At 48.0% G+C, this 26,398-nt stretch carries 21 protein-coding genes; 3 read left to right on the top strand and 18 right to left on the bottom strand.

Features of this window, described 5'->3' with window-relative positions; translation table 11 throughout:
* Nucleotides 1-109 precede the first annotated feature (109 nt).
* The 11 genes from RHOM_RS01955 to RHOM_RS01905 form a co-directional block, all read right to left on the bottom strand.
* Entirely contained in the window at nucleotides 110-1,321 is a 1,212-nt protein-coding gene (locus tag RHOM_RS01955) for a tyrosine-type recombinase/integrase (protein WP_007045816.1), read from the bottom strand.
* A 147-nt stretch (nucleotides 1,322-1,468) separates the two neighbouring features.
* Nucleotides 1,469-2,686, bottom strand: coding sequence for a tyrosine-type recombinase/integrase (locus RHOM_RS01950; RefSeq protein ID WP_014078572.1), 1,218 nt, complete (start codon nucleotides 2,684-2,686; stop codon nucleotides 1,469-1,471).
* 84 nt (nucleotides 2,687-2,770) lie between these two features.
* Nucleotides 2,771-3,001 carry a helix-turn-helix domain-containing protein gene (locus RHOM_RS01945; protein ID WP_009321998.1) on the bottom strand — a complete coding sequence of 77 codons (231 nt, stop codon included), beginning with the start codon at nucleotides 2,999-3,001 and terminating at the stop codon, nucleotides 2,771-2,773.
* 551 nt (nucleotides 3,002-3,552) lie between these two features.
* Complete coding sequence (locus RHOM_RS01940) at nucleotides 3,553-3,966, bottom strand: sigma-70 family RNA polymerase sigma factor (protein WP_014078571.1); 414 nt, start codon at nucleotides 3,964-3,966, stop codon at nucleotides 3,553-3,555.
* 562 nt (nucleotides 3,967-4,528) lie between these two features.
* Nucleotides 4,529-5,383, bottom strand: a complete 855-nt coding sequence (locus RHOM_RS01935) for an ABC transporter permease subunit (protein ID WP_014078570.1) — start codon at nucleotides 5,381-5,383, stop codon at nucleotides 4,529-4,531.
* Nucleotides 5,376-6,290: an ABC transporter ATP-binding protein gene (locus RHOM_RS01930; protein ID WP_014078569.1), complete on the bottom strand. Its 915-nt coding sequence runs from the start codon at nucleotides 6,288-6,290 to the stop codon at nucleotides 5,376-5,378. Before RHOM_RS01930 ends, RHOM_RS01935 begins: the two co-directional genes overlap by 8 nt.
* 179 nt (nucleotides 6,291-6,469) lie before the next feature.
* Complete coding sequence (locus tag RHOM_RS01925) at nucleotides 6,470-8,986, bottom strand: ABC transporter permease (protein ID WP_014078568.1); 2,517 nt, start codon at nucleotides 8,984-8,986, stop codon at nucleotides 6,470-6,472.
* Nucleotides 8,987-8,999: 13 nt separating this feature from the next.
* Complete coding sequence (locus RHOM_RS01920) at nucleotides 9,000-9,665, bottom strand: ABC transporter ATP-binding protein (protein WP_014078567.1); 666 nt, start codon at nucleotides 9,663-9,665, stop codon at nucleotides 9,000-9,002.
* A 118-nt stretch (nucleotides 9,666-9,783) separates the two neighbouring features.
* A complete protein-coding gene (locus tag RHOM_RS01915) occupies nucleotides 9,784-10,836 on the bottom strand; it encodes a sensor histidine kinase (protein WP_014078566.1) in 1,053 nt (350 codons plus the stop codon).
* On the bottom strand, nucleotides 10,833-11,516 hold the full coding sequence (locus RHOM_RS01910; protein ID WP_014078565.1) for a response regulator transcription factor: 684 nt from the start codon (nucleotides 11,514-11,516) through the stop codon (nucleotides 10,833-10,835). The genes RHOM_RS01915 and RHOM_RS01910 overlap by 4 nt, the downstream gene beginning before the upstream one ends.
* Nucleotides 11,517-11,566: 50 nt before the next feature.
* A complete protein-coding gene (locus RHOM_RS01905) occupies nucleotides 11,567-11,746 on the bottom strand; it encodes a hypothetical protein (protein WP_005335797.1) in 180 nt (59 codons plus the stop codon).
* A 162-nt stretch (nucleotides 11,747-11,908) separates the two neighbouring features.
* On the opposite strand from RHOM_RS01905, the gene RHOM_RS01900 reads away from it, so the two are divergent.
* Nucleotides 11,909-12,265 carry a helix-turn-helix domain-containing protein gene (locus tag RHOM_RS01900; RefSeq protein ID WP_005335798.1) on the top strand — a complete coding sequence of 119 codons (357 nt, stop codon included), beginning with the start codon at nucleotides 11,909-11,911 and terminating at the stop codon, nucleotides 12,263-12,265.
* Nucleotides 12,266-12,487: 222 nt separating this feature from the next.
* Here RHOM_RS01900 and RHOM_RS01895 read toward each other — a convergent pair whose 3' ends face one another.
* On the bottom strand, nucleotides 12,488-13,900 hold the full coding sequence (locus tag RHOM_RS01895; protein ID WP_014078564.1) for a relaxase/mobilization nuclease domain-containing protein: 1,413 nt from the start codon (nucleotides 13,898-13,900) through the stop codon (nucleotides 12,488-12,490).
* Nucleotides 13,901-14,026: 126 nt separating this feature from the next.
* On the opposite strand from RHOM_RS01895, the gene RHOM_RS01890 reads away from it, so the two are divergent.
* Nucleotides 14,027-15,439, top strand: a complete 1,413-nt coding sequence (locus RHOM_RS01890) for an ATP-binding protein (RefSeq protein WP_005335801.1) — start codon at nucleotides 14,027-14,029, stop codon at nucleotides 15,437-15,439.
* Between the two features lie 74 nt (nucleotides 15,440-15,513).
* On the opposite strand, the gene RHOM_RS01885 is transcribed toward RHOM_RS01890, so the two are convergent.
* From RHOM_RS01885 to RHOM_RS17875, 6 genes are all read right to left on the bottom strand, one after another.
* Nucleotides 15,514-15,813 carry a CD1845 family protein gene (locus RHOM_RS01885; RefSeq protein WP_007886655.1) on the bottom strand — a complete coding sequence of 100 codons (300 nt, stop codon included), beginning with the start codon at nucleotides 15,811-15,813 and terminating at the stop codon, nucleotides 15,514-15,516.
* Nucleotides 15,810-16,112, bottom strand: a complete 303-nt coding sequence (locus RHOM_RS01880; protein ID WP_014078563.1) for a hypothetical protein — start codon at nucleotides 16,110-16,112, stop codon at nucleotides 15,810-15,812. The genes RHOM_RS01885 and RHOM_RS01880 overlap by 4 nt, the downstream gene beginning before the upstream one ends.
* Before the next feature lie 151 nt (nucleotides 16,113-16,263).
* A complete protein-coding gene (locus tag RHOM_RS01875) occupies nucleotides 16,264-16,602 on the bottom strand; it encodes a plasmid mobilization protein (RefSeq protein ID WP_003526263.1) in 339 nt (112 codons plus the stop codon).
* Between the two features lie 2 nt (nucleotides 16,603-16,604).
* Entirely contained in the window at nucleotides 16,605-17,423 is an 819-nt protein-coding gene (locus tag RHOM_RS01870; RefSeq protein WP_014078562.1) for a DUF3849 domain-containing protein, read from the bottom strand.
* 1 nt (nucleotide 17,424) lies between these two features.
* Nucleotides 17,425-24,975 (bottom strand): SNF2-related protein, encoded by a 7,551-nt coding sequence (locus RHOM_RS01865; RefSeq protein ID WP_330364848.1) that lies wholly within the window; start codon nucleotides 24,973-24,975, stop codon nucleotides 17,425-17,427.
* 110 nt (nucleotides 24,976-25,085) lie between these two features.
* On the bottom strand, nucleotides 25,086-25,430 hold the full coding sequence (locus RHOM_RS17875) for a TnpV protein (RefSeq protein WP_014078560.1): 345 nt from the start codon (nucleotides 25,428-25,430) through the stop codon (nucleotides 25,086-25,088).
* On the opposite strand from RHOM_RS17875, the gene RHOM_RS17870 reads away from it, so the two are divergent.
* Nucleotides 25,429-26,196: a hypothetical protein gene (locus RHOM_RS17870; protein ID WP_014078559.1), complete on the top strand. Its 768-nt coding sequence runs from the start codon at nucleotides 25,429-25,431 to the stop codon at nucleotides 26,194-26,196. The two genes, RHOM_RS17875 and RHOM_RS17870, sit on opposite strands and share 2 nt — an antisense overlap.
* The last annotated feature ends 202 nt before the right edge of the window (nucleotides 26,197-26,398 follow it).

The following is a 26,398-nucleotide window of genomic DNA, read 5'->3' as shown; positions in this document are numbered from 1 at the left end:
GAGACCGTATTGCGCGAGTTTTTGAGCTGTTTTTCCTTGATACTCCGGGCTTTTCCGGCTTTCTGCCTCTCAGTTATCCGGTGTGCGGACCATAAAAAACGGCCTTTTTTCATTCAGCAATAGCCTGATGAAACGCACCATTTACTACCCCAAACAGCTCCTCTGGTTTATTGTACTTCACTTTTGCATAGATGTCCATAGTTGTTTTGCTGTTTTCGTGTCCGGCAAGGTATTGGACGGTCTTTGGATCAACACCAGCATAGAGAAGATTGGTAATGTAAGTGTGCCGTAGCTGATGCGGGGTTACATCAAAGTCCAGCGTATATCTGATTTTGGGTTGATTTTTCTGGGTCATGCCCAGCGTTGGGGTAACCGCGTATTTGATGCTCTGCCCATTCACATACTTATAATAGTTCCGGGGCTTAGTGGATCGGACAACGACATACTGCCACACTCTTTGAAACTGCGAAGCAGCCAGCGGCTCCCCTTTACTGTCAGCAATCACATAATCTGATATGGAATTTTCTTTCGTTTCTCTCAGACAATCCACCAAACACTTCGGTATCGGAATATCCCTTTTTGCCGCCGGAGTCTTTAGCACCGTAGAAATCACGGGTCTGTTATGCTCTGTACGCCATGCCCGCCTCACCGATAGATAAGGTGTATCCTCGTCCAGAAATACACAATCCCATTGCAGTGCAAGAATTTCTTCCCGACGCAGACCGGAATATAAACCGAGCATAATAAACAAATATGGAGGAAGCCCCTTGACTGTATCCAGAAGCACGGCTACCTGCTGATCTGTCAATGCCTCTCTCTTTTTTGATGGTTTTCCGCCCTTGCCCGATATTCCCACACAGGGATTGTGTTCAAGAATTTGGTTTCTCTCTGCCGCATAAAAAATGCACTTGAGTAGCATATTGACCTTATTGTATAAGCCTTCCGATTTCTTTGACAATGGAACAAGCGCCAGCCGAATATCGTCAGCGGTCACTTCTTCCATATACATCTCTCCCAGAGGTTTTATGATATAGTTTGTCATATCCCTCGTATAACCTCTGAGTGTAGACGCAGACACCTTTGCCGACTGCATCAGCAGCCACTTCTCTCCATACTCGGCTACTGTCGGGTGCTGCCGGTGAAAGATAATTTCTTCCACCTGCTTCCGGGCCTCTAACTGCTTCTCATACAATTCTTCACAAGTTGCGGCATACAAACTCAACTCTTTGCCATCTGCATCCGTAATCCTGGTTCTGTAATACTGGATTCCTTTCAATGTAATGGTCCCGTACTTCGGGATCTGTGTTTTCTTTTTTGCCATCTTTGATCGTCCTTTCTTGATAATGTGTAGTCTCCGTATCTACACTCTCTTTTTATCAGAAAGCCTCGATTTAATCAAAGATACGGCTGAGGTAAAACAAAGAGCGAGACATCCTTGCCTCGCTCCTGCTTCATTTCCTATTTGTTATTACTGTGCTGCATCCCAGCTTGCAAACGCACAGTTCATTGATCTGACCAACTCATTTGGTCTGTTGTACTTAACCTTTGCATAAATGTCCATGGTAATCTTGCTGCTTTCATGGCCTGCCAGGTATTGAACCGTTTTGGGATCTACCGATGCATGAATGAGATTGGTAATGTAAGTATGCCGCAGCTGATGGGGTGTTACTTCAAAGTCCAGACTGTAAACCACTTTTCCGTTATGAGCAGCCTTTTCTCCCAAGACAGGTGTGACAGTATGCTTTACTCTTTTTCCATCTTCATACCGATAATAGCTCCGCTCCTTGACCGTCCTCGTAACAATATACTGCCAAAGTCGCTTAAACTGCGTGTAGGACAGCGGTTCGCCATCCCGGTTTGAAACCACGTACTCCGAAGTCGAAGTTTCCTTTGCTGCTTTCAAACACTCAGCCAAGCAAACAGGAAGGGGGATATTTCTCTCCGCAGCCTTGGTTTTCAATTCATCCGAAATCACCGGCCTGTTGTGTTCTGTATGCCATGCCCGCCTTACCGTCAGATATGGAGTATCCGTATCCAGATATACTGAATCCCATTGCAGAGCAAGAATTTCTTCCCGGCGCAGACCCGCATACAAACCGATCATGACAAAGACATAAGGCGGCAAATCTCGGATAGCATCCAAAAGTCGCTCCACCTGTTCATCTGTCAAAGCCTGACGCTCCTCTTGAGGAACACCGCCACCTTTTGTTGTCAGATAAATCGTTGGGTTATGGTCAATGATCCTGCTTTCCATCGCTGCGCGAAAGATAGACTTGTAAAGGATCACCACAGATTTATAAACCGATGCAGATTTCTTGGAAACCGGAACAAGGGCAAGTTGAATATCATCCAGACTAACCTCTCCCATCCGTTTATCTCCCAATTCCGCTATAATATGCCGCCTGACCTTTGAGGTGTAATCCGTCAAGGTAGTGGCTCGTACATGAACCGACTGCATCAGCAGCCACTTTTCACAATACTCTGCAACTGTGGGCGTTTTCCGATGAAAAGTAGCATTCTCAATCTGTTCCAACGCAAGCGTTTCTTTGTTATATAGTTCTTCAGGTGTTTTTGCGTAGATAGCTACGAGCTTACCATTCGCGTCTTTGATTCTGGTCCTATAATATAGGACACCTCTTTTCATGACTGTGCCATATTGAGGAAGTATTATTTTTCTATTTGCCAATTCCTCCACCTCCTAAGAATAATCTCCAGCGCTGTACCTTTGTTTTATCAGACCTCTCTGATTCCATCAAGGATACGGACCGGCTCACGATCTTCCGCTTCGAGGTTTACGGTAAGTTGCGCTTCTCTCAACTGGTTTTGCTCTGTGCGTGCATTTTGCGATATACTCCTGGAGACCTGCCGCAGTAAAATACACACAGCCATTCTGAACATACTGCACATAAGAGATCAAGCCGTTGTTACGGGCGGCATCCAGCGTTGCTATGCTGATTCCTAAGATTTCAGCAGCTTCTTTTCGTGTAATGAGCTTTTCCATAGACTATATTCCCTCCAATCTGTCAAGGTTATCATCGTGCTTTCAAAATCACATGAATACGCTGGCAGCCGAAACTGCCAGCGCATGGTATCTGATTTTGAATAGAAAGCGGCCACCCAAAAGAGCAGTCGCTTCCTATTTCAATATGACTCAATTCTCGTCACATTTGCCACGCAACCCTGACGATGGGAACATAACAGGTCTCCGCTGGCGCGGTTGTCATAACTCCGCGGCGTCGTTTTACTCGTGCGCCGCAGGGTTCCCCCCAAGTCTTTGGCGGGCCGTGAGGAAGTATCTTTAAGCCCCCATGCAGTCATCGCGCCGAATCTGCCACAATCCGTTTTATGAAATCGTAGATCGCTCCGAAGCAGTCTTTTCATCACCTCCCTGACTGCTCCATCTTCGCGGCGCTTCATATTCGCTCGTACATGGGTTATGTACCTGTTGTGCTGTCTATTCGATTGTCAATGTACGAATGAAGGAGGAAAACTTGTCCTTCTTATTAACACTGACAAAAAAGGCAAAAAACAGGCGCATCAAATGAAATTTTATCAAAAATATTTTCCAAGCCGCTTTAATCCACGGCGGATACTGTCGCGAACACGGCTTGGGTCTACACCTTCTACTTCGGCAATTTCATTTACCGTCATTCCCAGGTAGTATCGGGCATAAATCCGCTTTGCCTGTTTCTCTGGCAGTTTCATCACAGCGGCATAGACCTGCTCCTGGAACTGTTTTTCCTCCAGAACCATCTCCGGTGTTTGCGGCTTCAACAGCACCGCATTTTCAATGCCATTCTCGCAATCCAGAGAATACTGTGATTTATAACGATACATCTTTCGCTCATACGCAGCCTCCGCACGTTCAGCTGCCCGAATAGTCTCTATTACTTCCTCTGTCACATCTACAAAAAAGTCTGTTGTATAAACATCAGGATAAAGTTCCCGAAGGTTAATTTTCTTCATTATGTACCTCCATTTCGATTCACGGGTGATTAACGGGTGAATCGAATGGAGGCGGGGAACGGCACCGGCAAACAACCGGATCGTCTCCGAAAAAATGGCAACAGAAAACGCCAGATTTCCGCGATGGAAAACTGGCGCGCCAAAAACAACCACTATTATACCGAATTACATAGAACGATAATGCCGATACAATATTATACTTGCCCGGAGGAGGAGCAATGCTTTTTTTAACTGATGTAGATCATGTGAGCTTTGAAAAAGCAAACGGGACACGGTAAATTAACCTCCAATCGGCTACCGTGTCCCTGCAAGTCGTCATTGGTTTGTGCAATCGCAAAGAAACGGCGGCTCTGAAAATCAAAGCCGCCGTTTCAAATGGGCGTGTCAAATTGTCTGCTCTACGACGGCTTTTTTTCTTTTGCCGTCGTCCGGCAGGTTGTTTCTTTTGCGCTTATCTTAACAAGCAATTCTCACAGAAATGTCACTGACATTCTCTGTTTCGACAGAATAATGGGTTGAAATCTCACAAGCCTGTGAGATTTGAAAATTTATTGCCTTTTCTTCATCGAATTTCTTTTTTCCGAAACAGGGCAATTCCCAAAACAGAAGTTAGAAATGTCACCAACAGAGAATATCCCATCCATCTGTAAGGGGCATTTGCTATGCTTTCATCTGTCATTCCCTCTGTGTCAAACGCATCTGCAAGTTGGATGGCCTGTCCAGAGGGTAGCAGATCGCTAAGAACTTCAAGAACAATCCGTGGTGTACCTTCAATGTATTGAGGGTTCGGAAGCTGTTCAACTTGTGTAGGGATACCCATTTCATTGACAGTCACATAGTTATCGTAAAGTTTTGGTTCTCCAAGTTTCTGATGGATAAAAGAACCGGATACCAGTAGAACCAAAGCCAGTATCATACTCACAACTACATTGCCTGCCTTATTTGTATTCAGGATAGCAAGCAGCGTCATAATGCTGGCGAAGGTTACAGAAATCATAAGACTGCTTATCATGCACAAAAAAATTGTAGCTGTTTCTGTTATCAGTTCACCGCCATTCATGTTTCCTATTACAAAAACTCCAACGGTATAGGACAGCGAAATCAATACACTGGCAATCGCACACACAATAAGATTTGCTAAGTAAATCCGTATTCGAGAGTGGCCGACTATTATCTTATTGCGAATGGTACCATCGCTGTACTCGGAACCAATAAACAGGCTCGTAAAGATTGCAGATATAAGCCCCATCAGTGGTAAACACTCAAAAAGGCATCCATCAAGCACAAATCCTATACGAGCCTCCGAAGCTATATTTAATGCACTATACACTCCGTATGCAAACATACAAAGCACAAAAAACCAAAATATAACTTTTTTCAGCATACGAATAAATGTTGATACCAATAGTCTACTCATGGCTAACACCTCCGATTAAATCAACATAGTAGCTTTCCAGATTTTCTTCCTGTTCCTGAATGGACAGCAGATCACAATGGTACTTATCCAGGGCAGATGTAAGCTGGGAAATATTTAACCTGTGATAAATCTCTGCCACATTGGGAGCAGGCATTTTGTAAGGTTGGCCTGTCTGCTTCAAAACGGCGGCCAACGCTTTGCCATCTGTTACTTCAATTCGAATAGACTTGCGGAACGAGTTTTCCAAATCATCCGCACTGATTTCTTTAATCATTTTTCCGTTGTCGATAAAGCCGTAATGCGTAGCAAGACGGGACAGCTCATCGAGAATGTGGCTGGATACCAAAATGGTAATACCATACTGCTGATTGAGGTTCAAAAGAAGCTGCCGCATTTCAATGATGCCCTGCGGGTCGAGTCCGTTGATCGGCTCGTCTAACACCAAAAACCTTGGATTTCCCACAAGAGCAATCGCAATTCCTAATCGCTGCCTCATACCTAAGCTAAAATTCTTTGCCTTTTTCCTGCCGGTATCCTCCAAGCCCACCAACTTCAGAAGTTGAGGAATGGTATCGAATGATCGTAGTCCCAACACACGATACTGTTCCTTTAAGTTTCCGGTGGCCGACATATCCAGATAGATAGCCGGTGTTTCAATCACGGCCCCCATTTCTTTTCTTGCGTTCAGGATTTCGTGTTTTCGGCTGCTAATTCCATATAGGGAATAATCCCCGAAAGTAGCTTCTTGCAGTCCGCAAATTATCCGAAGCAAGGTTGTTTTGCCAGCACCATTTTTTCCTACTAATCCATAGATACTCCCCTGCGGAATGTGTATGGAAAAATTGTCTAATGCTTTATGGTGGCCGTAAATCTTCGTCAAATTCTCGGCTTTGAGAATATAATCCAAAATATTACCCCCTTTTGATGATACTCGCTGTGTGCGAGTTCCTTTGTCTTATAGCCATCATAAAATAGAAACCTCACAGAAATGTCACCGCCAGCCCCCTTTTGTCGGCTAAAAATTCACATTTTTGTGACATTTGAAAACGGCCATCCTTTCGGATGACCGTTTCGTGTCTGCGTATTTTATTCAGCAATGCGTAGCCGATCTACCACCGTTTTTTGTGCCATTTTGTTATAGCAAACCAAAGGAACAATGGCTGTAATGAGGATCAGAGGGATAATACAGAGAAATACCGGAAGCAGAGTAAAATGCCATGTAAAATAGGTTAATTCTGCACCCATCATCCGCACCACCGTTAGACTTGCTATAACGGAAAGTATCAGAGAACCGAAAAGGCCCAAGATAGAATAACCAATCCCTTCATATATCAACATTTGCTTAACCTGTCGTCCTGTCATACCTACCGATTGCAGCATTGCAATTTCTCTGTACCGAGACAAGATAGACGTTGTCATGGAGTTAATAAAGTTCAATATGCCGATCAGAGCCAATATCGCACAAAGAGCACCGCCCACAAGACGGTACATATTGATCATCCCGTCAAAGGTCTGCCGCAGGGTCACTTTTGAAAGATAATCCAAAGCAGTGTCCGTATTCGTAGTGTAATTTTTCAGCCAGTTTTCTGTGGCAAGCTGGTGTTCTTCATCCACATTGAAGATTGTTTTCATGGCCGGCTGGTCGGCGGATACCATATTTTCCAAAAGTTCATTGGTTGGGAAAATATAGTCTAATCCCATGTCTACCTGCAAAGGAGTTTGTAATGCGCTTGGAATACTTACCACAGCCAGCACATCATACACTTTATTTGTACCATCAAGCTGTGTCACGCTAATTTGATCGCCCGGTTTATACAAGTAAAGAGAACCATCACCCATCATTCGCAACGGAGTTACATACACGCCGGTTCCGGCTTTCCACTGTTCCGTGTTTAGTTCACCGTCTAACACCTGTACATATTCTGCCGGAAAATCATCCAAGCCATATACATTCACACCATGTTCCTGTCGAACCCTATAATTTTCCAGTTCATTTGCAATATCACCGGAAGAAGCAGAGAGTTCCTGTAATCGGGCGAGGTCGTTTTCAGAAAGCGGCTGTTTGGAAGTCCATAAGTAGATATTTCCTATATCTTCAAGACCATTCAAACTTTCTGCCTGGCTAATAAAATCTTGGCTTACACTCGCTGTGTTATATGGCGCATAATTGTTAATTACTGTTGTATCGGAAACTGTAAAATCTGTAAGGCTGAAATCAGCCACAAACTTATCAAAGTCAAAGGAGGTCACATAGGTATAAACGCTATTCAAGAGAACAATACTAAGGGCAAAAGACAAAGTAACAATCATTACTTTTTTCTTGTTTCGAGTCAGATTGTTCTTTGCCATCATCATTGTGCTGATATGCTTACTGCGCCGCTGCTTTTTCTTTCCACCAGTCTGTTCAATATAGTGCAGTGCCTCCATCGGAGAAACTTTAGCCGCCAATATCGCAGGTTTTTGACAGCTAATGAAAACTGTAATTGCAGAAAAGACAATCGCTACCAAAAAGATCAATGGATTTATCGTAGTAACGATCCTTATATCATCAGTTAGCATATTTACAATCGCAGGCAGCAACAACCGACCAATCGGCCATCCCAACAATAGTCCAATAGGAATACCCATAAGAGATAGCTTAATTGCTTTTCTATAAACGATTTTCCTTATTTGTCTTGCGGTGGTTCCCAGTGTTTTCAACATTCCATAAAACCGAATATCCTGTGCGATAGAAATATAAAACACATTGTAGATTAGAAGATAACCTGCAATAAAGATAACCGCAATACCGGCCACAAGAGGCAGCATGGAAGAAAGATTGACCGTTGCCATTCCGTAAGCGTCGTTAATACTTACCCGTTCATCTAAACCATATTCAGAAGTCACATCTAATGCCTGCTTTTCAATATTCCATGCCGTAGGCATCATCATAACAGTATCAATATAACCGGTTCCCACAGGTGGGGTTGTTCCGTCCGTTTCCCCGTGGATGACCGGAGCTACCTGTTCCGTATATGCTTTGGATAATAGCATTGTTTGACGGTACGCCACAGCATCCCCATCCCAAATGCCGCAAAGCGTAAAGGTATCGGTAAATGTATCCGTATCGGTTGTAAAGGTCAACTCCATTTGTGTGCCGACTTTATCCGGCAGTCCCATCGCATCCAGAACAATACGACTGGTGGCAATCTCATTTTTTTGTTCCGGCAGATGTCCGGTATCAGGAGTATTAAAGGTCAGTTCCGAATAAGTTTCATCACCATATCGCAGTTCCGTCGGCGTCTTATTGAAATCATCGCCCACGGCATTTCCTATGATAATTGAATATCCGATGTCTTTTATTCCTGTATCCGATGATAGCTTCTCATATTCTTCCCAGGATAAACGCTTGATACCAGCATGGGCAGAAGTGCCGGTTGTCCTCATATTACTTTCCTGCATGGCAGTCTGCAAGCTAATGGCAATCGTAAACAAACTGGTAAAAAGCAACGTAGCAAGCATGATTGCCAATACCGCAATCGTATTTTTTTGAGCTTTCAACGAGCGCTTTGCCAGAAGTTTCAAGACAGGTCTGTTGTTATTCCCAAATAAAATATCTGTCATGTTTTCGCCCCCTTTACTCGGAAATCCGGCCGTCCTCAATACGAATAATGCGGTCGGCAAGCTGGGCGATCTCATTGTTATGAGTAATCATCACAATGGTCTGATGAAATTTCTGGCTGGTCATTTTCAAAAGACCCAATACATCGCTGCTGGTTCTGCTGTCAAGATTTCCAGTAGGTTCGTCGGCCAGGATGATAGCCGGTTTAGAAACAAGGGCGCGGGCAATCGCTACACGCTGCTGCTGACCACCGGACAGATTGTTAGGCATACTGTTCAGCTTTTCATCGAGAGCCAGCATTTTCACGACTTCATTCATGAAATGCTTATCAACGGTATCACCATCCAGCTCCACCGGCAAAACAATATTTTCATAGACGTTCAGCACAGGAACAAGATTGTAATTCTGAAAGATAAAACCGATGTTGCGTCTGCGGAAGATGGTAAGCTGTTCATCCTTGAATTTCGACAATTCTTTTCCTTTTACTTTGATACTGCCGGAAGTTGGAGTATCCAATCCTCCCATCATATTCAGAAGTGTGGATTTTCCACTGCCAGAAGTACCAACAATAGCCACAAACTCCCCATCCTCAATGGAGAGGGTTACGCCATCCAGTGCTTTCGTAATATTGGGCTTTGAACCATAATATTTTTTTAGTTCAGTCGTTTGCAAAATGCTCATAAAGAACACCATCCTTTCTTTCGTTAAGCCCATTGTAACGACCAAACCTCACAGGAATGTCACGAGCTATAAATTATTTTTGGACAATTCGGTTCTAAATGTCATAAGCCTGTGACATTTATTCTTCGGCGTACTTACTCTGTTCTCGAAGCAGGAAAACAGAAAAGGTTGACCCCTTCCCAACCTCGGATGTTACCCGAATATAACCGCCTTGCAAGGTTACGATCTCACGAGCCAGATACAGACCAATACCAATTCCATCTACATCATGTACGATGTCCTCCCGATAGAACCGCTTGAAAATTGCCCCCTGATGCTGTTCTGAGATGCCAATGCCTGTATCAGTAATGTCAATTTTCACATACATTTCCCAACTTTCAACCGAAACCCGGATTTGACCGCCCTCCGGCGTATATTTCACCGCATTATCCAAAATGTTGAACAGCGCTTCACCTGTCCATTTTCTGTCATGAGAAACGATCAAGCTCTCCGGGCAGTCCACTTGAACATTGATCTGTTTTTTCTCGGCGTTCAGAAGGATACCTCCCAATGCGGCGGCAAGCGTGTCATAAAGCGGCTGGCTTTTCTTTTCCAGAGAAATGACACCTGTTTCCAGACGCGAGGTTTTAATCATAGCCTGCATGAGAAAATCCAGTTTATCAAGTTGGGTGGCCTGTGCTGTAAGAAACTCTTTTTGCTTTTGCACAGGGATTTCATTTTCAAGCAGGGTGCTGTTAATCACTTTCAAGTTCGCAATCGGGGTCTTGACCTGATGAGAAATATCGGAAATAAGTTCTTGCAAGTCAGCCCGCTCTTGTGCAATGCTGTTCTTGTTTTCCTGCATGATTTCATACAAACGGTTCAACCGATATTCAATTTTATAGAAAAGACTTTCTTCTTCCACAGTCTGTTTCGGCTGCATATTCCCGGACAACATATCATCCATCAAACTGCAAAAAGCATCGGAGAACATCGCCAATTTGCGGCGAACCAGCACCATAAAACAAATAGAGCAAAACAGCACAAAGATGCCGAACAATAGTACATACCAAACAGCGGTTATACCTTGGGTCAACGCATATAAAGCCACTGAAACCGTCACCATTGCCGCCAGCAGGAGAACAGCTAAAAAGATACAGGCTTTGTTGACGGAAAGTTTTCGCACATTCATTTCAGCGCCCCTCCGATCCACATATAGCCCATACCATATACCGTTTTGATGTACTGACGGTCGGGTGTTTCGATTTTGTTTCGTACCCGGCTGATAGCCGCAGTCAGAGCGTGTTCATCCACAAAATTTCCGTCTGCGTCCCACAGTTTTTCCAACAAGACTTGCCGCGTCAAAACGATCTGTGGATTTTTCATCAGGATTTTCAAAAGTCGATATTCCAGTGGGGTGAATGTAAGTGGCTTTCCTGACAGGGCAGCACTCATCTCTGAAAAATTGATGGTCAGTGTGCCATCCTCATAAGTATCACCACCATATTGTTTTGTCAGCCGCCCCAGCACCACCGCCAGTTTCTTTTGAAAGACGCTCATAGGGAAAGGTTTTGTCACATAATCCTCTGCGCCCAGTTCATACCCTTTGAGCATATCGCTTTCCATATCATTTGCGGTCAGAAAGATAATAGCGGTATCGGGGCGGCGCTCTTTTACCTCCCGGCAGAAGTCAAAACCGTTCCCGTCCGGCAAATTTACATCCAGCACAATCAGGTCATAGTCCTGCTTCGTCAAGAAACTACCGGCCGCTGATTTTGTCAGTGCAGAATCAACCGCATAGCCCGCAGTATTCAAGTTATAGCATAAAGCATTATTCAAAAGTCGATCATCCTCGACTACTAAAATTCGCATGGTATCACACTCCTTCATTTTCAGTGTATCACCCAAATGTCACAGAAACCTCACTGAGATTTGTTTTCTTTTCTCCGCCTGTCTACTGGCTTCTCTGCATTTTTAGGAATAAGCCAAATCGTCGCCATTTTTACAGCACCGGGGATGCGCCCAGATGTACACAAATAATTTATCTGGCGCGGCGTAACATTCCATTTTTGGCTTGCCTCTTTTAATGTTATATAGTCCATTTTGCACCTCCTAAAATATTATATTTCGTCTTCTCGAAGAATACAAGTTTATCCCTACCTATTACTCTACAAAAATCAGCATAATCTTACCGTTCATCAGGCATAATTAGGTTATTCCTTTGCACAAACCAGAACGATACAATGTTATTGAGGTGAACGATTATGCCGATTGATGATTTAACTGCTTTAGGGCAGAAAATGCGGGAAGCCCGAAAGAATAAAGAGCTAACACAACAGGAGCTATCTGATTTGAGCCATGTTTCTGTAAAGCAAATCGCCAATATCGAAAAGGGGAAAATGAATCCTTCTTATTTGATTTTGAGAGCATTGGCCAAGGTCCTGCATATCTCTTTAGATACACTTATAAATCCAGATGTTTCTCTGGAGGATGAAGGTGTCAATCAGATGAAAATGCTTTATTCCAGCTGTCCGCCAGAAATGCGTGACACCCTGCTGCATCACACCCAGGAAACGGTGAAAGAACTGACAGAGTTGTCAAAAAAATTTGAAACGAATTGAGCCAGTGAGTGAAATTTAACGATTCTCTCACTGGTTCTTTTCATTTTCGGAGAAAAGAGGCAAGCAATGCCTGTGTTAATACACACAGGCCCGCAGAGAAGAAAATCCCTCCGTGATTTTCCTCTCCGCTTGCTTGTTGAGGGCAGCGCCCCCAAGCCCCTTTGAACACAGAATTTCATTCTGTGGCTGCGCGTTCTGCGAACGCTTTTGACCAGGACCAGCTTACCGCTGGCCGTGGTCTTTTTCTTTTTCAACATCCTGTTCTACCTCCATTTTCAGCACTCGATCTACATTCGCTTTTGCAGTCAAAAGCTCCCTCATTTCTTCACGGGAGCGCCGATACTCGGAATAAGTCTTTTTCTTTTCTTCCAGCAATTTTGCGTACTCTGTCTGTAACTCTTTGACCTTTGGCAGCTTCTTGACGCCCATCTCATCAAAGGCATTCTTAGCAGCCTGGTGGAGCAGAATTTCTTCCTCATGTTCCTCCCGGAATTTCTTAGAGTAGCCCGCCTTGCGGTATGCCACATAGACCTCACGGGTCTTGGCATAATTTACGATGTGAGTACGCAGAACAGCAATCTCTGCCATGCGCTTTTCAGCCGCTTTGATGTGCGCCGAAAGTTCATTGTGATGTGCCGTGGCAGCCGCAGCCTTTTCTTCCAAAACCGCATACTCCAGCAGGTTATTCTCTGACAGGTAATTCATGGTCTGCGCCATTTGCTTCAGATTGAAAACTTTAGCCCATCGCGCATAGCCAGCACCTTTTCCAGCCTGCAATTTTGCCTGAATGTCCACCAGCAGATTGACCTTTGGCGGCTCTGCCTGTGTGACTGTTTTCTTTCGCGGGGTATGTGCTTTCTTCCCGGAGAGAACTGCCCGCAAATCTTCCAATCCATATCCTTCGCCCAGACTGTCCATACGGGCGGCTTTCTCCCAACCAGAGAGCTTCAGTCGATACGATTTTCCGCGCTTTGAAACTTCACAACCATACTCTTGCAACAGCTTCAGCAGTTCTTCAAAGTCAGCAGGACTTTGTGATAATGCGTTGTCAATCGCCACACGAAGCAGCTCTCGGTGAGAGGGCTTTGCCTGATCGCCCAGCCATTTGTTATAGCTCTTTCCGTGAGGTTTCGGATTCTCTACAATGGACAGTCCATTCTCAATACAGATGGTGTCACTTAGCCGACGAACCGCCTTGGTGCTGCCCCAAAAGTTTCGGAACTTCCGGTCATATTCTAAGCTGACCGATGACCAGATAATGTGATTATGAATGTGCGACTTGTCTATGTGAGTGCAGACCACAAAGGCATGATTGCCTTTAGTAAAACGCTTTGCAAATTCTACGCCCAGCCGGTTTGCTTCTTCCTGGGTAATCTCACCAGGGCGGAAGGACTGGCGCACATGATAGGCAATCACATCATCTGTACCACGCACTCGTCCGGTAGCGGCAATGTACTGCCGCTTTGCCAGAAGGAACTCCGCATCCGCAGTCCGGCTGTCACACGCATAGCCGGTAATGAGCCTGCCGTTATCTGTTTTCTTTGGATTGGCCACATAGTCGATGATGTCACTGATTGCCCGACTCTCTGTGCGGCCTTTGCCGACATGAAGCGGCATGATTCTTGTAGTTGCCATAATAGGAGGTCCTCCTCTCATAAATATTTTTGTTTTCGCTGAACTCTTTGCTTCTATCGTTGCAATAACTTTCTCCGCTGGGTATAATAAAAAAGAATATTCTACAACCTCAAAGGAGGGATTTCTATGATAGAACAGCTCATTGCTGAAGCAACCGAATGTGATTTCAAAGTTGCTCTCGAAACAAAAAAGCCAAAAAGCTGGTTAAAAAGTGTCAGTGCCTTTTCCAATGGAATCGGCGGCACTCTGTTTTTCGGAGTCTCCGATGACCGGGAGCCTATCGGCTTGTCCGATGTTCAAAAGGATGCTGAAGCGATCAGCCGCTTAATCAAAGAACGTATCACACCATTACCTCAGTTTATCTTAAAACCATTACAGGAAGATGGTAAAAATCTATTAGCTCTGGAGGTTTCTCCCGGCCGCAGCACCCCATATTATTACAAGGCAGACGGAGTGATGGAAGCATATATCCGTGTTGGAAATGAAAGCGTAATTGCCCCGGATTACATTGTAAATGAACTGATCTTAAAGGGAACCAATCAGTCCTTTGACACCTTAACAACAGAAGCTGTGAAAAAGGATTACAGCTTCACACTCCTGGAGGCAACCTATCTGGAACGAACCGGCCTCCGCTTTGAGCCATCCGATTATGTTTCCTTCGGTTTGGCTGACAAAAATGGGGTCTTGACCAATGCCGGAAAGCTCATGACCGATCAGCACACAGTTTATAACTCCCGTATGTTCTGTACCCGGTGGAATGGCTTGGAAAAAGGCTCTATCTTTGATGATGCACTGGACGATAAAGAATACGAAGGGAATCTGATTTATCTACTGAAAAGCGGCAGTGAATTTATTCGCAATAATTCCAAAGTCCGTTTTGTCAAAGAGGCACAGTATCGTGTAGACAAGCCAGATTATGCTGAACGAGCTGTGACAGAGGCTCTTGTTAATGCGCTTATCCATCGTGATTATATTGTACTTGGCAGCGAAATCCATATTGATATGTTTGATGATCGGGTGGAAATCACATCTCCGGGCGGTATGTTTGGCGGCGGCTCAATTCAGGAATACGATATTTACAGTATCCGTTCGATGCGACGAAACCCTGTGATTGCTGACCTGTTCCACCGCATGAAGTACATGGAACGCCGTGGAAGTGGCCTACGCAAAATCGTCAGTGAAACCGAAAAGCTGCCTGGATACACAGAGGCATATAAGCCCGAATTTTCCTCAACAGCGACAGATTTCAGAGTCATCTTGAAAAATGTAAACTACAACTTAGAGGGTGACGCCCACCAAGTTATCCACCAAGTTACCCACCAAGTTATTGAACTATCAACGGTATCCAAACAGATTTTGGCTTTTTGCACAACACCAAAATCCAAGAAAGAGCTTGCAGTATTTTGCGGCTTCAAAGATTTAAGAAACTTCACCTTGAAGCATATCAATCCGCTTTTAGAATCCGGGCAATTAGAAATGACTATTCCCGATAAACCTAAAAGTCGCAATCAAAAATATATTACAGTTCGTTCCGAATAAACAGAGAAGCAGGGCATTGGGTCTCATCTCCCATTGTCCTGCTTCTTTTTCATTCCAAATTATATTCACATCATTTACCCATACACCCAATCCTGGATCGCAAATTTCAAACTCTGCACCTTTCCCAGCAGCCAGATCGCAGCCAGCGGCAGCCCCATCGGGCTAATCAAAAATGCCATAATCAGCAAAATTGCACCATTCTGCGGGGAATAGGTAATAAGCACAGCCACGCCAAGTAGAGCAATTACCGTGCTGAGCAGACCAAGCACCAGACCAGATATGTAGATCAGCCCCATGCAGAGCCAGACAAAAAGCGTCAACACTAAAATGACCGGTGCAGTTACAATCATCAGCAAGCATTTCAAAATCTTCATTCCAGTTCCTCCCTCCAACGTTCCAGATACCGTTTGCACAGGGCATCCGCTTCTCTCTCATCATCTTCCGTCAACTCCCGTCTGCCTTTGGTCAGTTCAATCTCCACATAAGTCCGGTAATCATCAGCTAAGAGATTGAATAGTTCCTTGGGAGTATGGCACACCTCGCCAGAGCAATAGTGAAAATCTTGGTCAAATTCAACTCTTACACATCCATGGCGGCTGATATAAACTTCTATGGTCTCGTCTGCGGTCAGGTAATCCGCAAAAATCTCCAGCACCTTTTCAAAGGCCAGCATCTGTTTTCACTCCTTTGCTACGCTTCTTATTCTACTCATATTATCCGGTACGGACAGGCAAAAGACAAGGATACAGACAAAAAGAAAAAGCGGAGGAAGGTGCGGCGAAGAAACGCCGTTCCTCCCTCCGCAAATGGAGTATCTATCCCTGTTATGAAAGTTTGGAGAGTTGGGTAAGGATTTCCTTCACACCCTCCCACAGTTGTTCCTGCCGCTGGGATATATCCTCCAAGTCAGCATTATAAACCCGCCCGGTCTCATGCACTTTGCGGGTCAGCTGGTTCAAGTTGTTGCTGCTTCGGCGCATCAGGGAGACCAACTCCTTCAGCTCTGGCAGTTCCAGCTTGACCACATAACCATCCAGCGCCATTTTCCGCAGATAAGCGCTCAAATTCTCTGTCCCGTATTGCTGCATCTTTTGATGGATCAGTTCCAGTTCTTCTGCGGACACCCAAAACAGAACCGGCACATCCCGCTTGCGCTTTGCCATGGTTATCGCTCCAGCTCCCGTTTTTTCGGGGCGGCAGACTTATTGGCGGGCAGCTCCTGTTTGAGCTTATCCCGTACTGAGGGACGGGACGGTTCCAGTTTTTCTCTCTGGGTACGGCTGCGCTGCTGTTCTTCACGCACCAGATCAATAAAACCATCCAGCACAGCAGGGTGGCTGTTTAAGGCATAACCACAACGGACGGTTTCGGGATTATCATTAGGAATGGTCTTGGCCCATTCTTTGTTGCGTCGGGAGTAGCGCCCATCCCAGTCCTGAAGCTGGATCGTGTTAGACAGAACCATAGATACACGCTCCATGCCATAGGTCTCGATCACACCCTTTGCCGCATCGTGGCTGAGATACATTCCGTCGAAGTGTTCCCGCACCGCCGCTTCAATGGACTCCTTGCATTGGAGATTTACATTGTTGGAAGCTCGGTACTGCTCCAGCTCCCCATGTTCTCTCGCATAGGCAGCTGAATGGGGATAGATTGGTGTTGTTCGCAGTTCCTCTTTAGCTCTGCACACATCGTCGGCACGGTTCTCAATGCTGTCCCGGATCATATCCATATAGCCGGTCTCCAGCTTTTCAAAATAACGGTACACATCCGCCAGCGGCGAGGGAGATTCCAAAAGTGCCTGAGCCTGGGTGTCGGTCAGCTCCAGCTCCTCCATTGCCATCACGATGTCCTCGCGGATGGTGTACTCATAGGCATGGTTTAAGACTTCTTCCGGGGGCTGGCTTTTCAGCCAGTCCCGGAACTTGTCCTGTTCGGCAGTCATCTTTTCAAAAAGGGCCGTATTCAGATTATTGGTATTCATGTTATCGCACCTCCTCATGCTGTTTTGGTTTCTTGTCTGTACTGCGGGGCGTCGCCGGACGCTTCAGGCTGTCCAGCACCGAGGGCCGCGCACTCTTGGCAACCACAGTTTCCGGCTGGGCATGACCCTTTCCGTCGATGTTGAGCAAAGTATCCAGCTCCACCAGACGGGCATTTTTGCTTCGCAGTTCTTCTTCATAAAGGAATGGCTTTCCGACTTCCTCCTTTGCGGCAGCCTGCTGCTGATAGAGGTTATCCAGCTGGGCCTTTGCCGCCTCCAGACGCTGGGGCATCTGGGCGAGGGCATTGTCGATACGGGTAAGATTTCCGCGAGGGTCTATACCAAGGGTTGCCCGGTGGGTCATCTGTCCTTTCAGCAGGAGCGTATACTCCTGTTTCCATGCGGAAAATTCCACGGATATGGCATAGCCCCGGTAGCTGCCGATCTGCACCGGATCGGAGGTTTTGACCTCCTTGCAGGCATCCAAAAGGGCTGCGCCGGCGTTCTCCTTATCGGTCAGCAGATCGCCACGGATTTCCATACCAGCAAAACCGTCCTCCGGGTGCGGGTGCGCTGCCAAAACCTCCAGATCGGATTCAAAGCCCTTGATAAAGCCTTTGTGCTTTTCAATCTCCTCCGGGAAGTATTTGAGCAGCTGGTCCTCCAGACGATATTGCTTGCTCTGGTGGTCGGCTTTCATCAGCTTCAGGCGGGATACCTCCACATCCAAATCCATGCGCTCTTTGATACGTGGGTCTCCGGCACACAAAGCCTTGATCTCTGCAAAACTGAGGGCGGTTTCATCCACATCATCGCAGGAGCGTACCGGCGATTTAGAAGTCATGATCTGACTAATGAATTTTTGCTTATTCTCCACCGTCTGCCAGAGGTATGCGTCAAAGGTTCCTTCGGTCACATAGCGGTACACATGGACAAGAGGATTCTGGTTACCCTGGCGCTCGATACGGCCCTTGCGCTGGGCAAGGTCTCCCGGTCTCCACGGACAGTCCAGGTCATGAAGTGCCACCAGACGGTCCTGCACATTGGTGCCTGCGCCCATCTTGGCGGTGCTGCCCAAAAGGACACGCACCTGACCGGTACGGACTTTAGAGAACAACTCCTTTTTCCGCACTTCGGTGTTGGCTTCATGGATAAAAGCGATCTGGTCGGCAGGCATCCCCTGAGCAATGAGTTTCTGACGAATATCGTCATATACCGTAAAGGCCGGTTCCTGCTCCGGCAGAGGCACAGCGCCTTCCAATGCGTGAAGCAGTGGATTATCCAACGTTTTCGCCGCCTTGCTTGCAGGAGCTTTTGCCTGCGGTGTAGAAATGTCGCAGAACACCAGCTGGGTCAGCTTGTCAGCTTTGCCGTCCCGCCAGATCTGCATGATGTTGTCCACGCACTGATTGACCTTTGTGCCAGGTTCATCCGGCAGCATCTGGTTGACGATTCTCTGGTCCAGGCCCAGCTTACGGCCATCCGAGGTAATCTTGAGCATATTGTCCTGGGACGGGTCAACGGTTCCGCTGTGTACCAGCGATGCGCGCTCCGAAAGGGTCTTGACCATTTCCTGCTGATGTTCGGTAGGCTGCGCCACGATGTTGTGGTATTCCACCTCCGGGGTAGGCAGATTCAACTGATCGGCAGTCTTAATGTCGGCCACTTCTTTGAACAGGTTCATCAGCTCCGGCAGGTTAAAGAACTTGCTGAATCTCGTTCTTGCCCGGTAGCCGGTGCCTTCCGGTGCCAGCTCCAATGCTGTGACGGTCTCTCCAAATCGGGAAGCCCAGCAGTCGAAGTGGGTCATGTTCAGTTCTTGCAGGCGTTCATACTGAAGATAACGCTGCATGGTGTAAAGCTCGGTCATGGAGTTGCTGACCGGGGTGCCGGTGGCAAAAATCACGCCACGGTTTCCGGTGATCTCATCCATATAGCGGCACTTGGCAAACATATCGGAGGATTTCTGCGCGTCCGATGTGGAAAGACCAGCCACATTCCGCATTTTTGTGTATAGAAACAGGTTTTTATAGTTGTGGGCCTCGTCCACAAACAAACGGTCCACACCCAGCTGCTCGAAGGTTACCACATCGTCTTTTCGCCCCTCGGCTTGCAGCTTTTCCAGTCTGGCTTCCAGAGACTTTCTGGTACGCTCCAGCTGTTTGACGGTGAAACGCTCGCCGCCACTGGCCTGTACCTCTGCAATCCCCTCAGTGATCTCGTCGATCTGTTCATAGAGAAGCCGTTCCTGACGCTCCCGGCTGATGGGGATACGCTCAAACTGGCTGTGTCCCATGATAATGGCATCATAATCACCCGTCGCAATACGAGCGCAGAACTTCTTTCGGTTATGGGTTTCAAAGTCCTTTTTTGTGGTGACTAAGATATTGGCGGAAGGATAGAGACGCAGAAACTCCGACGCCCACTGCTCGGTCAGATGGTTTGGAACCACAAAGAGAGATTTCTGGCACAAGCCCAGGCGTTTGGCTTCCATCGAAGCAGCTACCATCTCAAAAGTTTTGCCTGCGCCTACTTCATGTGCCAACAGGGTATTTCCTCCATACAGCACATGGGCAATGGCGCTTTTCTGGTGTTCCCGCAGGGTAATGGCCGGGTTCATGCCCCCAAAAGTGATATGGCTGCCATCATATTCGCGGGGACGGGTAGAGTTCATTTCTTCGTTGTACTGGCGCACCAAAGTCTGGCGGCGCTCCGGGTCTCTCCAGATCCAGTCCCTAAAGGCTTCCCGGATCGCCTGCTGTTTTTGAGCCGCCAGGGTGGTCTCCTTGGCGTTCAGTACGCGGCGCTCTTTTCCGTCTGCGTCCTCTATGGTGTCATAGATACGGACATCCCGCAGGTTCAGGCTGTCCTCCAAAATCTTGTAGGCATTGGCACGGCTGGTTCCGTAGGTGGTATAAGCTGCCACATCGTTGTAGGATACAGAAGATTTCCCCTTGATCTGCCATTCAGCGGTAAAGGACGAATAGTTGACCCCGATACTTCGCTGGAGATAAAACGGGGTATTAAAGGTCTCATACATAAACTGCTGGATATATTCCTTGTCAATCCAGGTAGCGCCCAGACGCACCTCGATCTCCGACGCATCCAGGTCTTTGGGCTGGGCGGCGGTAAGGGCTTCCACATTGACTGCATAAACCGGGTCCTGCTGTGCGGCCCGCTGCGCCTGACGCAGTTTGCGGCGTACATTGCCGGAGAGGTATTCATCAGCAGTCACATAATGGGGTGTGCCGTCTTTCTCCAGCTGTCCCGGTACACGGAAGATTACGCCTTGCAGCTCTCCGGCCAGTTCTTCTTTTGTTTTTCCGGTAAGCTGGCTCATATAGCCCATATCCACGCAGGCTTTTTCCGAGATGGACACCGCCAGTGCTTCACTTGCCGTATCCACCACAGCCACCGCCTGATGGGGCTTGATGGTCCGCTTGGTGAACATATCTGCCTTGCGTTCCAGCTTTCCGTCCTCGTCGATGACTTCCAACGCACAGAGCAGGTAATAGGAAGAATCGTCTGCATAGGCCAGACGGTTTGCACGGTCATTGATGAGACCGTATTTGGAAGAAAAGCTGTCATAGAGGCTGTTCAGTTCCGCCTGCTTCTCCCGAATGGTGCTGTCCGGAACCGCTGCATCCATCTGAAGGTCGATCAGTTCCTGCACACAATCACGCAGTCCCACAAGACCTTTTACACGGGCTTCGGCGGTGGCGTTGAGGTCAGGGCGCACCATACGGCTGTTTTCCCGGTAGTACACCTGCCCGTCTACAATGGCATAGGAATAGTTCTTCACATTGGGGTCGGCAGGAATGGAGGTGTCAATAGCTTCGCCTTCGCCCAGCTCCGGCAGCTCTGCCTCCTGATAAGTGCCATGAATATACTTCACCGCATCATGCAGCTGGTCGGAAAGCTCCAGTCCCTCGATAGGGTTCACGGTGTAGTCCATACCATGAGCAGTGCTTACCGGCTCCTGTCTGCCCAGCACCATTTCCGAGTGGTCGATAAAATACCGGTTGATGGCAAATCCGTCCTCCGTCTGTCCGGTTTGAGTCCATTCCGGCACGATGTCCAGCGGGCGGTCCCGTTTTTGGAGGAAGATGATGTCCGATACAACCTCGGCACCGGCATTCTTTTTGAACGCGTCATTAGGCAGACGGATAGCTCCCAGCATCTCGGCACGCTGGGCAAGATAGCGGCGCACGGTGGAATCCTTGGCGTCCATAGTATATCGGGAGGTTACAAAAGCCACCACGCCGCCGGGACGCACCTGGTCCAGTGCTTTGGCGAAAAAGTAGTTGTGAATACTGAAATTCAGCTTGTTGTAGGCTTTGTCATTGACCTGATACTGACCGAAAGGTACATTGCCGATGGCAAGGTCAAAGAAGTCACGCCTATCGGTGGTCTCAAAGCCACCTACTGTGATGTCCGCCTTGGGATAGAGCTGCTTTGCGATGCGCCCGGAAACAGGGTCCAGCTCCACGCCGTACAGACGGCTGTTTCGCATTTTCTCCGGCAGCATACCAAAGAAATTGCCCACACCCATAGACGGCTCCAGAATATTTCCGGTCTCAAATCCCATACGGTCCACCGCTTCATAGATGGCCTGAATGACCGTAGGGCTGGTGTAATGGGCGTTGAGGGTAGAGCTTCTGGCGGCGGCATATTCCTCCGGGGTCAGCAGTTCTTTTAGCTGGGCATACTCTAAAGCCCATGCCGGTTTCTCCGGGTCAAACGCATCAGAGAGACCGCCCCAGCCCACATATCGAGAAAGAACCTCCTGCTGTTCGGGGCTTGCCTGCTGTCCGGCAGCTTCCAGCTCTTTCAGCAAACGAATCGCATTGACATTTGCCTGGAACTTGGCTTTCGGACCGCCCTCACCCAAATGCTCATCTGTAATGCGGAAGTTTTTTGCATTGCGGCGCAGGTTAGCCTTGTATTCCTCATAAGATGCTTCCTCGGCAGCTTTGGCATTGGGAAAGGTCTGCCACTGGCCATTGACCTGAATGGAAACCGGGTGTTCATCCAACACTTCCTCAAAGGTTTTCTCCGGCTCAGTCACAGGGGCTGGTGGCTCCGGCTCCTCGATATGCAGTCGTTCCACCACCACATCATAAGGCAGATTGTTCTTATCGCCCGGATAGACGGCCATGGTCTCGGAATGGAAGGTCGGGGATTCGGTAGCTGGTTGGGACTGTTCCTGTCCAAAACCGTCCTGCTGACGGGCATACATCCCGCGCAGCAAAGGCGCAACCTCATCCCAGCGGAAATACAGCATAGCCAGACGCCTTTCCTCTGCATCCATGACTTCCAGTTCTATGCCCTGTGCCGTGGTACGGTAATCGGCAATATCGCCGGTCTCCAGATTCAGTGTCTCAATCTCACCGGAATAGGCTCTGCTCAGCCAGTAGGCGATCTCGCTGTTGCTCCTGCCGGATTGCAGCAGCGTGGAAATCTGCTTTTTATCCGCTTCATCCATCAGTCCATGAGCCAATACATCCCGCAAGTCCTGATCTGCCTTGTCCGGGTCAGTAGGAAGAAACTCGGTATAGTAAGCATTGCGGCGGTCTGCCCGAAGCAGCTGCTCGAACTGTTCTTTGCGCTCTGCCCGGTAGATGGGATATACCATCCCGGTGGGCAGAAGCTGTACGGTGTCCTCCCGCAGCTCGGTGATCTGATAGGCGTCATCCTCGATATACACGGTATCGCCCACGGCATAGACCGGGGCAGCAGGGTCATAGGATGTTCTTTGCGGAGTTGGGCGGCGAACTGCATCATATTCCTCATCGGAAATAGCAACTTCGGAAGTCTGCTTTGTCTCAGCAGCTGCGATCTGCTCTACATCCGACATCACCTGTTGGATAAACGAATCATTGTCCAGTTTTTCCGGGTCTGCCACCTGGCCGTTGACGATCCCTCTTTCCTCCAGAGCTTCCCGGATGGCGATTGGGTCGATGTCGTCAAAACGGTCCTGTTCTTCTTCGGTATAAAACCGTTCCTCCTGAATGAGCTGGGCAAGCCTACGCTGTACCTTCGGCCAGGGCAGCTGCGTTTCCTCCGGGCTGCCGGCACGGACAACGAACAGGCTGTTGCTGTTACTGCCGCGGTATTCCTGAGCCAGCCATGCGGCGGTATCTTTTTCTCTTGCATGGTCTTTCATATAGCGGACAACAGCGTGTTTACTCTCGATATTGCCGTTCCATGCACAAAGGGCAGTATCAATATCTTCCTGAGAAAGAGGGCGCAGAAGCTCATGGAGCTTTGGATAGGTCTCGTCGATCACTTCCCGGTGTAAACGCTGGCGGAACTCCGGCACATCCGAATAGAGTCGGATCAGCTCCATATCCTTAGAACCAAGGACTGCACGGCGCACAGCGGCATTACCCTCGATGACAGCATTTTCACGGTCAGAATGACCGCAGGCATTGCGATATGCGGTATCCTCGGAAATGGCGACAGTCACCACAGGCTTATACTGCTCAAACTGCTCCCCAAGGGTAGGCTTTGGCGTTTCTTCCTCCATCTCCGGCTGCTGGACTTGAATGGCATCTTCTTCGGCCAGTTCCTGTTCAGACTGGATCTTGTCATACTGTGCCTGTTCCTGTTCGGTAAGATAGCGTTCTTTCTGGACAAGTGAGGTAATGCGCTTGGCAACCTTTTCCCAGTTCAAGTGAACATCCGGGCAGTCCTGCTTTTTATAGTGCAGTCCTTTCCCATCGTGATCTTCGCCGCTGTGTGTTGCGCCGGACAGGGCATGAGAGCGTCCGCCAATGCCATACTCGTCTTTGAGGAATCTCACTTTCTCCTTATCCGTATGGTTTGCCATGAAGAACGCATAGATACGGCCTTTTCCTCCGGCGAAACTGCTTCCGCCGGTCATGGCGGCGTCGATCTCATCCTCGGTAATAAAGTGCTGGACGGTTGGCACTTGGGAAAGCTCTGAAGAAAAGGTCCTGCGTGGAAGGTCAAGGTCCTTCAGGTTCTCCCAGATTTCCCTTGGCCTATGGTAGTGAAAGCGCAACAGATCACGGTCCTGCTGATAGGCAGTCAAGAAGGCAGCGTATTCTTCCTTGAGGGTCTGGCGGAAAGCCGGTTCACTCAGCTGCTCCATCAGGCGGCGGGTCTCCTCCGGGAAACCATTGCCTTTGATTTCTGACAGGCAGGACAAATATCCGGCTTCTCTGGCTTCCTCGCTGAAATCGTGGTACAGATACCAGAGCTTTTCTGAAAGAAGGGAGCGTTCATAGCCTGCCGCTTCTGCAAGCTCCACATTGGAGGCAAACTGGCCGCTCTCCAAAAGCTCCCCGATACGCTCTGCGGCGCTCTCCCAGGAAATGACCTGGGCAGACCTGTCATAACGGACAGACTTCCCATGTGAAAGATGGATACCATCCTCGGCATACCATGCGCTCACACTGCCAAGGCCATTGCCGCCGTGGTACAGCGTTTTCAGTATCTCGGCAATCTCAGCGGTGGTTTTCTGCTTTTCAAAGGCTGCAACCACACGCTCCCTTTGACGGTCTGTATTGCCGCCCAAACGCAGCACATGGTCGATGTCATTTTGGGCAAAAGAAAAAGCAGAGGATGTATGCGCTACATTCTCTGCTTCATCTATGGATTGGATCTGTTCCGCTTCGGAGAGGAACAGGTTTAGGGTCAGCTGTTGATAAGCTCCGCCATCAGGATCTCCTCGGCCTGAGCTTTGCAGGTGTTCATCAGCCCCACCCACTTCATGGGATCGCTGGCTTTCAGTTCCTCGGTGGCTCCCGCTTCCTTCGCCAGCTGGGGCATCATCTGCTCCAGTCTGCTCTGGGCGGTCTCGTCGATCTCCAGAAGGTGCGGGTACAGCTTTTCGCTCAGCAACATCTGGTTGTAGAGGATGGGACGATGTTCCTTCAGGTAGGTTTTCCTCATCCTGCCGTACTTGCCCAGGGGTTTCTCCGGCTGCTGGCTCAACTTCAGGTCGGGAATCAGATAGTCTCCGTTCTGGATATAGGTCATGGGATTGTTCATCTTGTTTGCTCCTTTCTTGGTTGGCTTCGCGCTCTGCATTTCGGACGGTAACGCCGATCTGCCGCAGCACCTGCTGGTTGATCTGGCTGACCGCTGTTCCCAGCGCCCCGATGGTGGACGGGGTATTGAAATCAAAGATTGCCATGAAATCTTCGTGGTCGAAGTAGCGTTCCGGCTCCAGTCCGCAGCGGGACATCAAAGCGTAAGTGATGCTGACGGTGGCTGCTGCCTTGAACTGTACTCCGATGTTAAACTCATCATATTCCTCCAAAAAGGAACCGTCAACGATATAGAAGAAGTCCTGCTGATGCTCCGTCCAGTATTCCTCAGCCAGTTTTCCGGCTACCTCGGTGAGCTGTCCGGCAAGGTCATCACCGGAAACATCATAGGTGCGCTCAAGCATGGCCTGCACCGAATCCAAATGGCGCTCCTCCAGCTGCCACAGCCAGGGAGTGCGGGAATGTTCACGAGTTCCGGTGTCGGAAATATCAAAAACATAGCGCAGGCGGGGTCTGTCCCCGGAATCGTCCACCAGAGCGATTCCCTTGGAGCCGCGCCTTACATACCGGCCCATCTTTTCATTCCACAAATCGTACTCTGCACAGGCGGTAGCGTCCGGGCGCTGGGCGTAGATCATCAACTGCTCATGGAATGGGTACTTGTAAAGGCGGGAAGCAGTAGTGAGAAACCCTGCCCATTCCTGCCAGCTCCCCGTGAGCTGCGTTGTCACCTTCTCCGCCATCTGTGCATATAGTTCAGCTTTGGTTGGCATAGTGTTCTGTCCTCCTTTCGGTTTTTGGGTAAAAGAAAAGCAGGAAACCTAAAAGATTTCCTACTAAGTAAAACTGTGAGTATTAAATTATTATTGGTTATACAAACTGCAAGTTATTTTTCTTTATAGATCAGTTGTCATTTCACACATAATGATACCTCCGTCAAATTCAAATAATCACGTG

The sequence above is a fragment of the Roseburia hominis A2-183 genome (genome assembly GCF_000225345.1).
Taxonomy (GTDB): Bacteria; Bacillota; Clostridia; order Lachnospirales; family Lachnospiraceae; genus Roseburia; species Roseburia hominis.
This window is presented reverse-complemented; position numbering and strand designations above follow the sequence as displayed.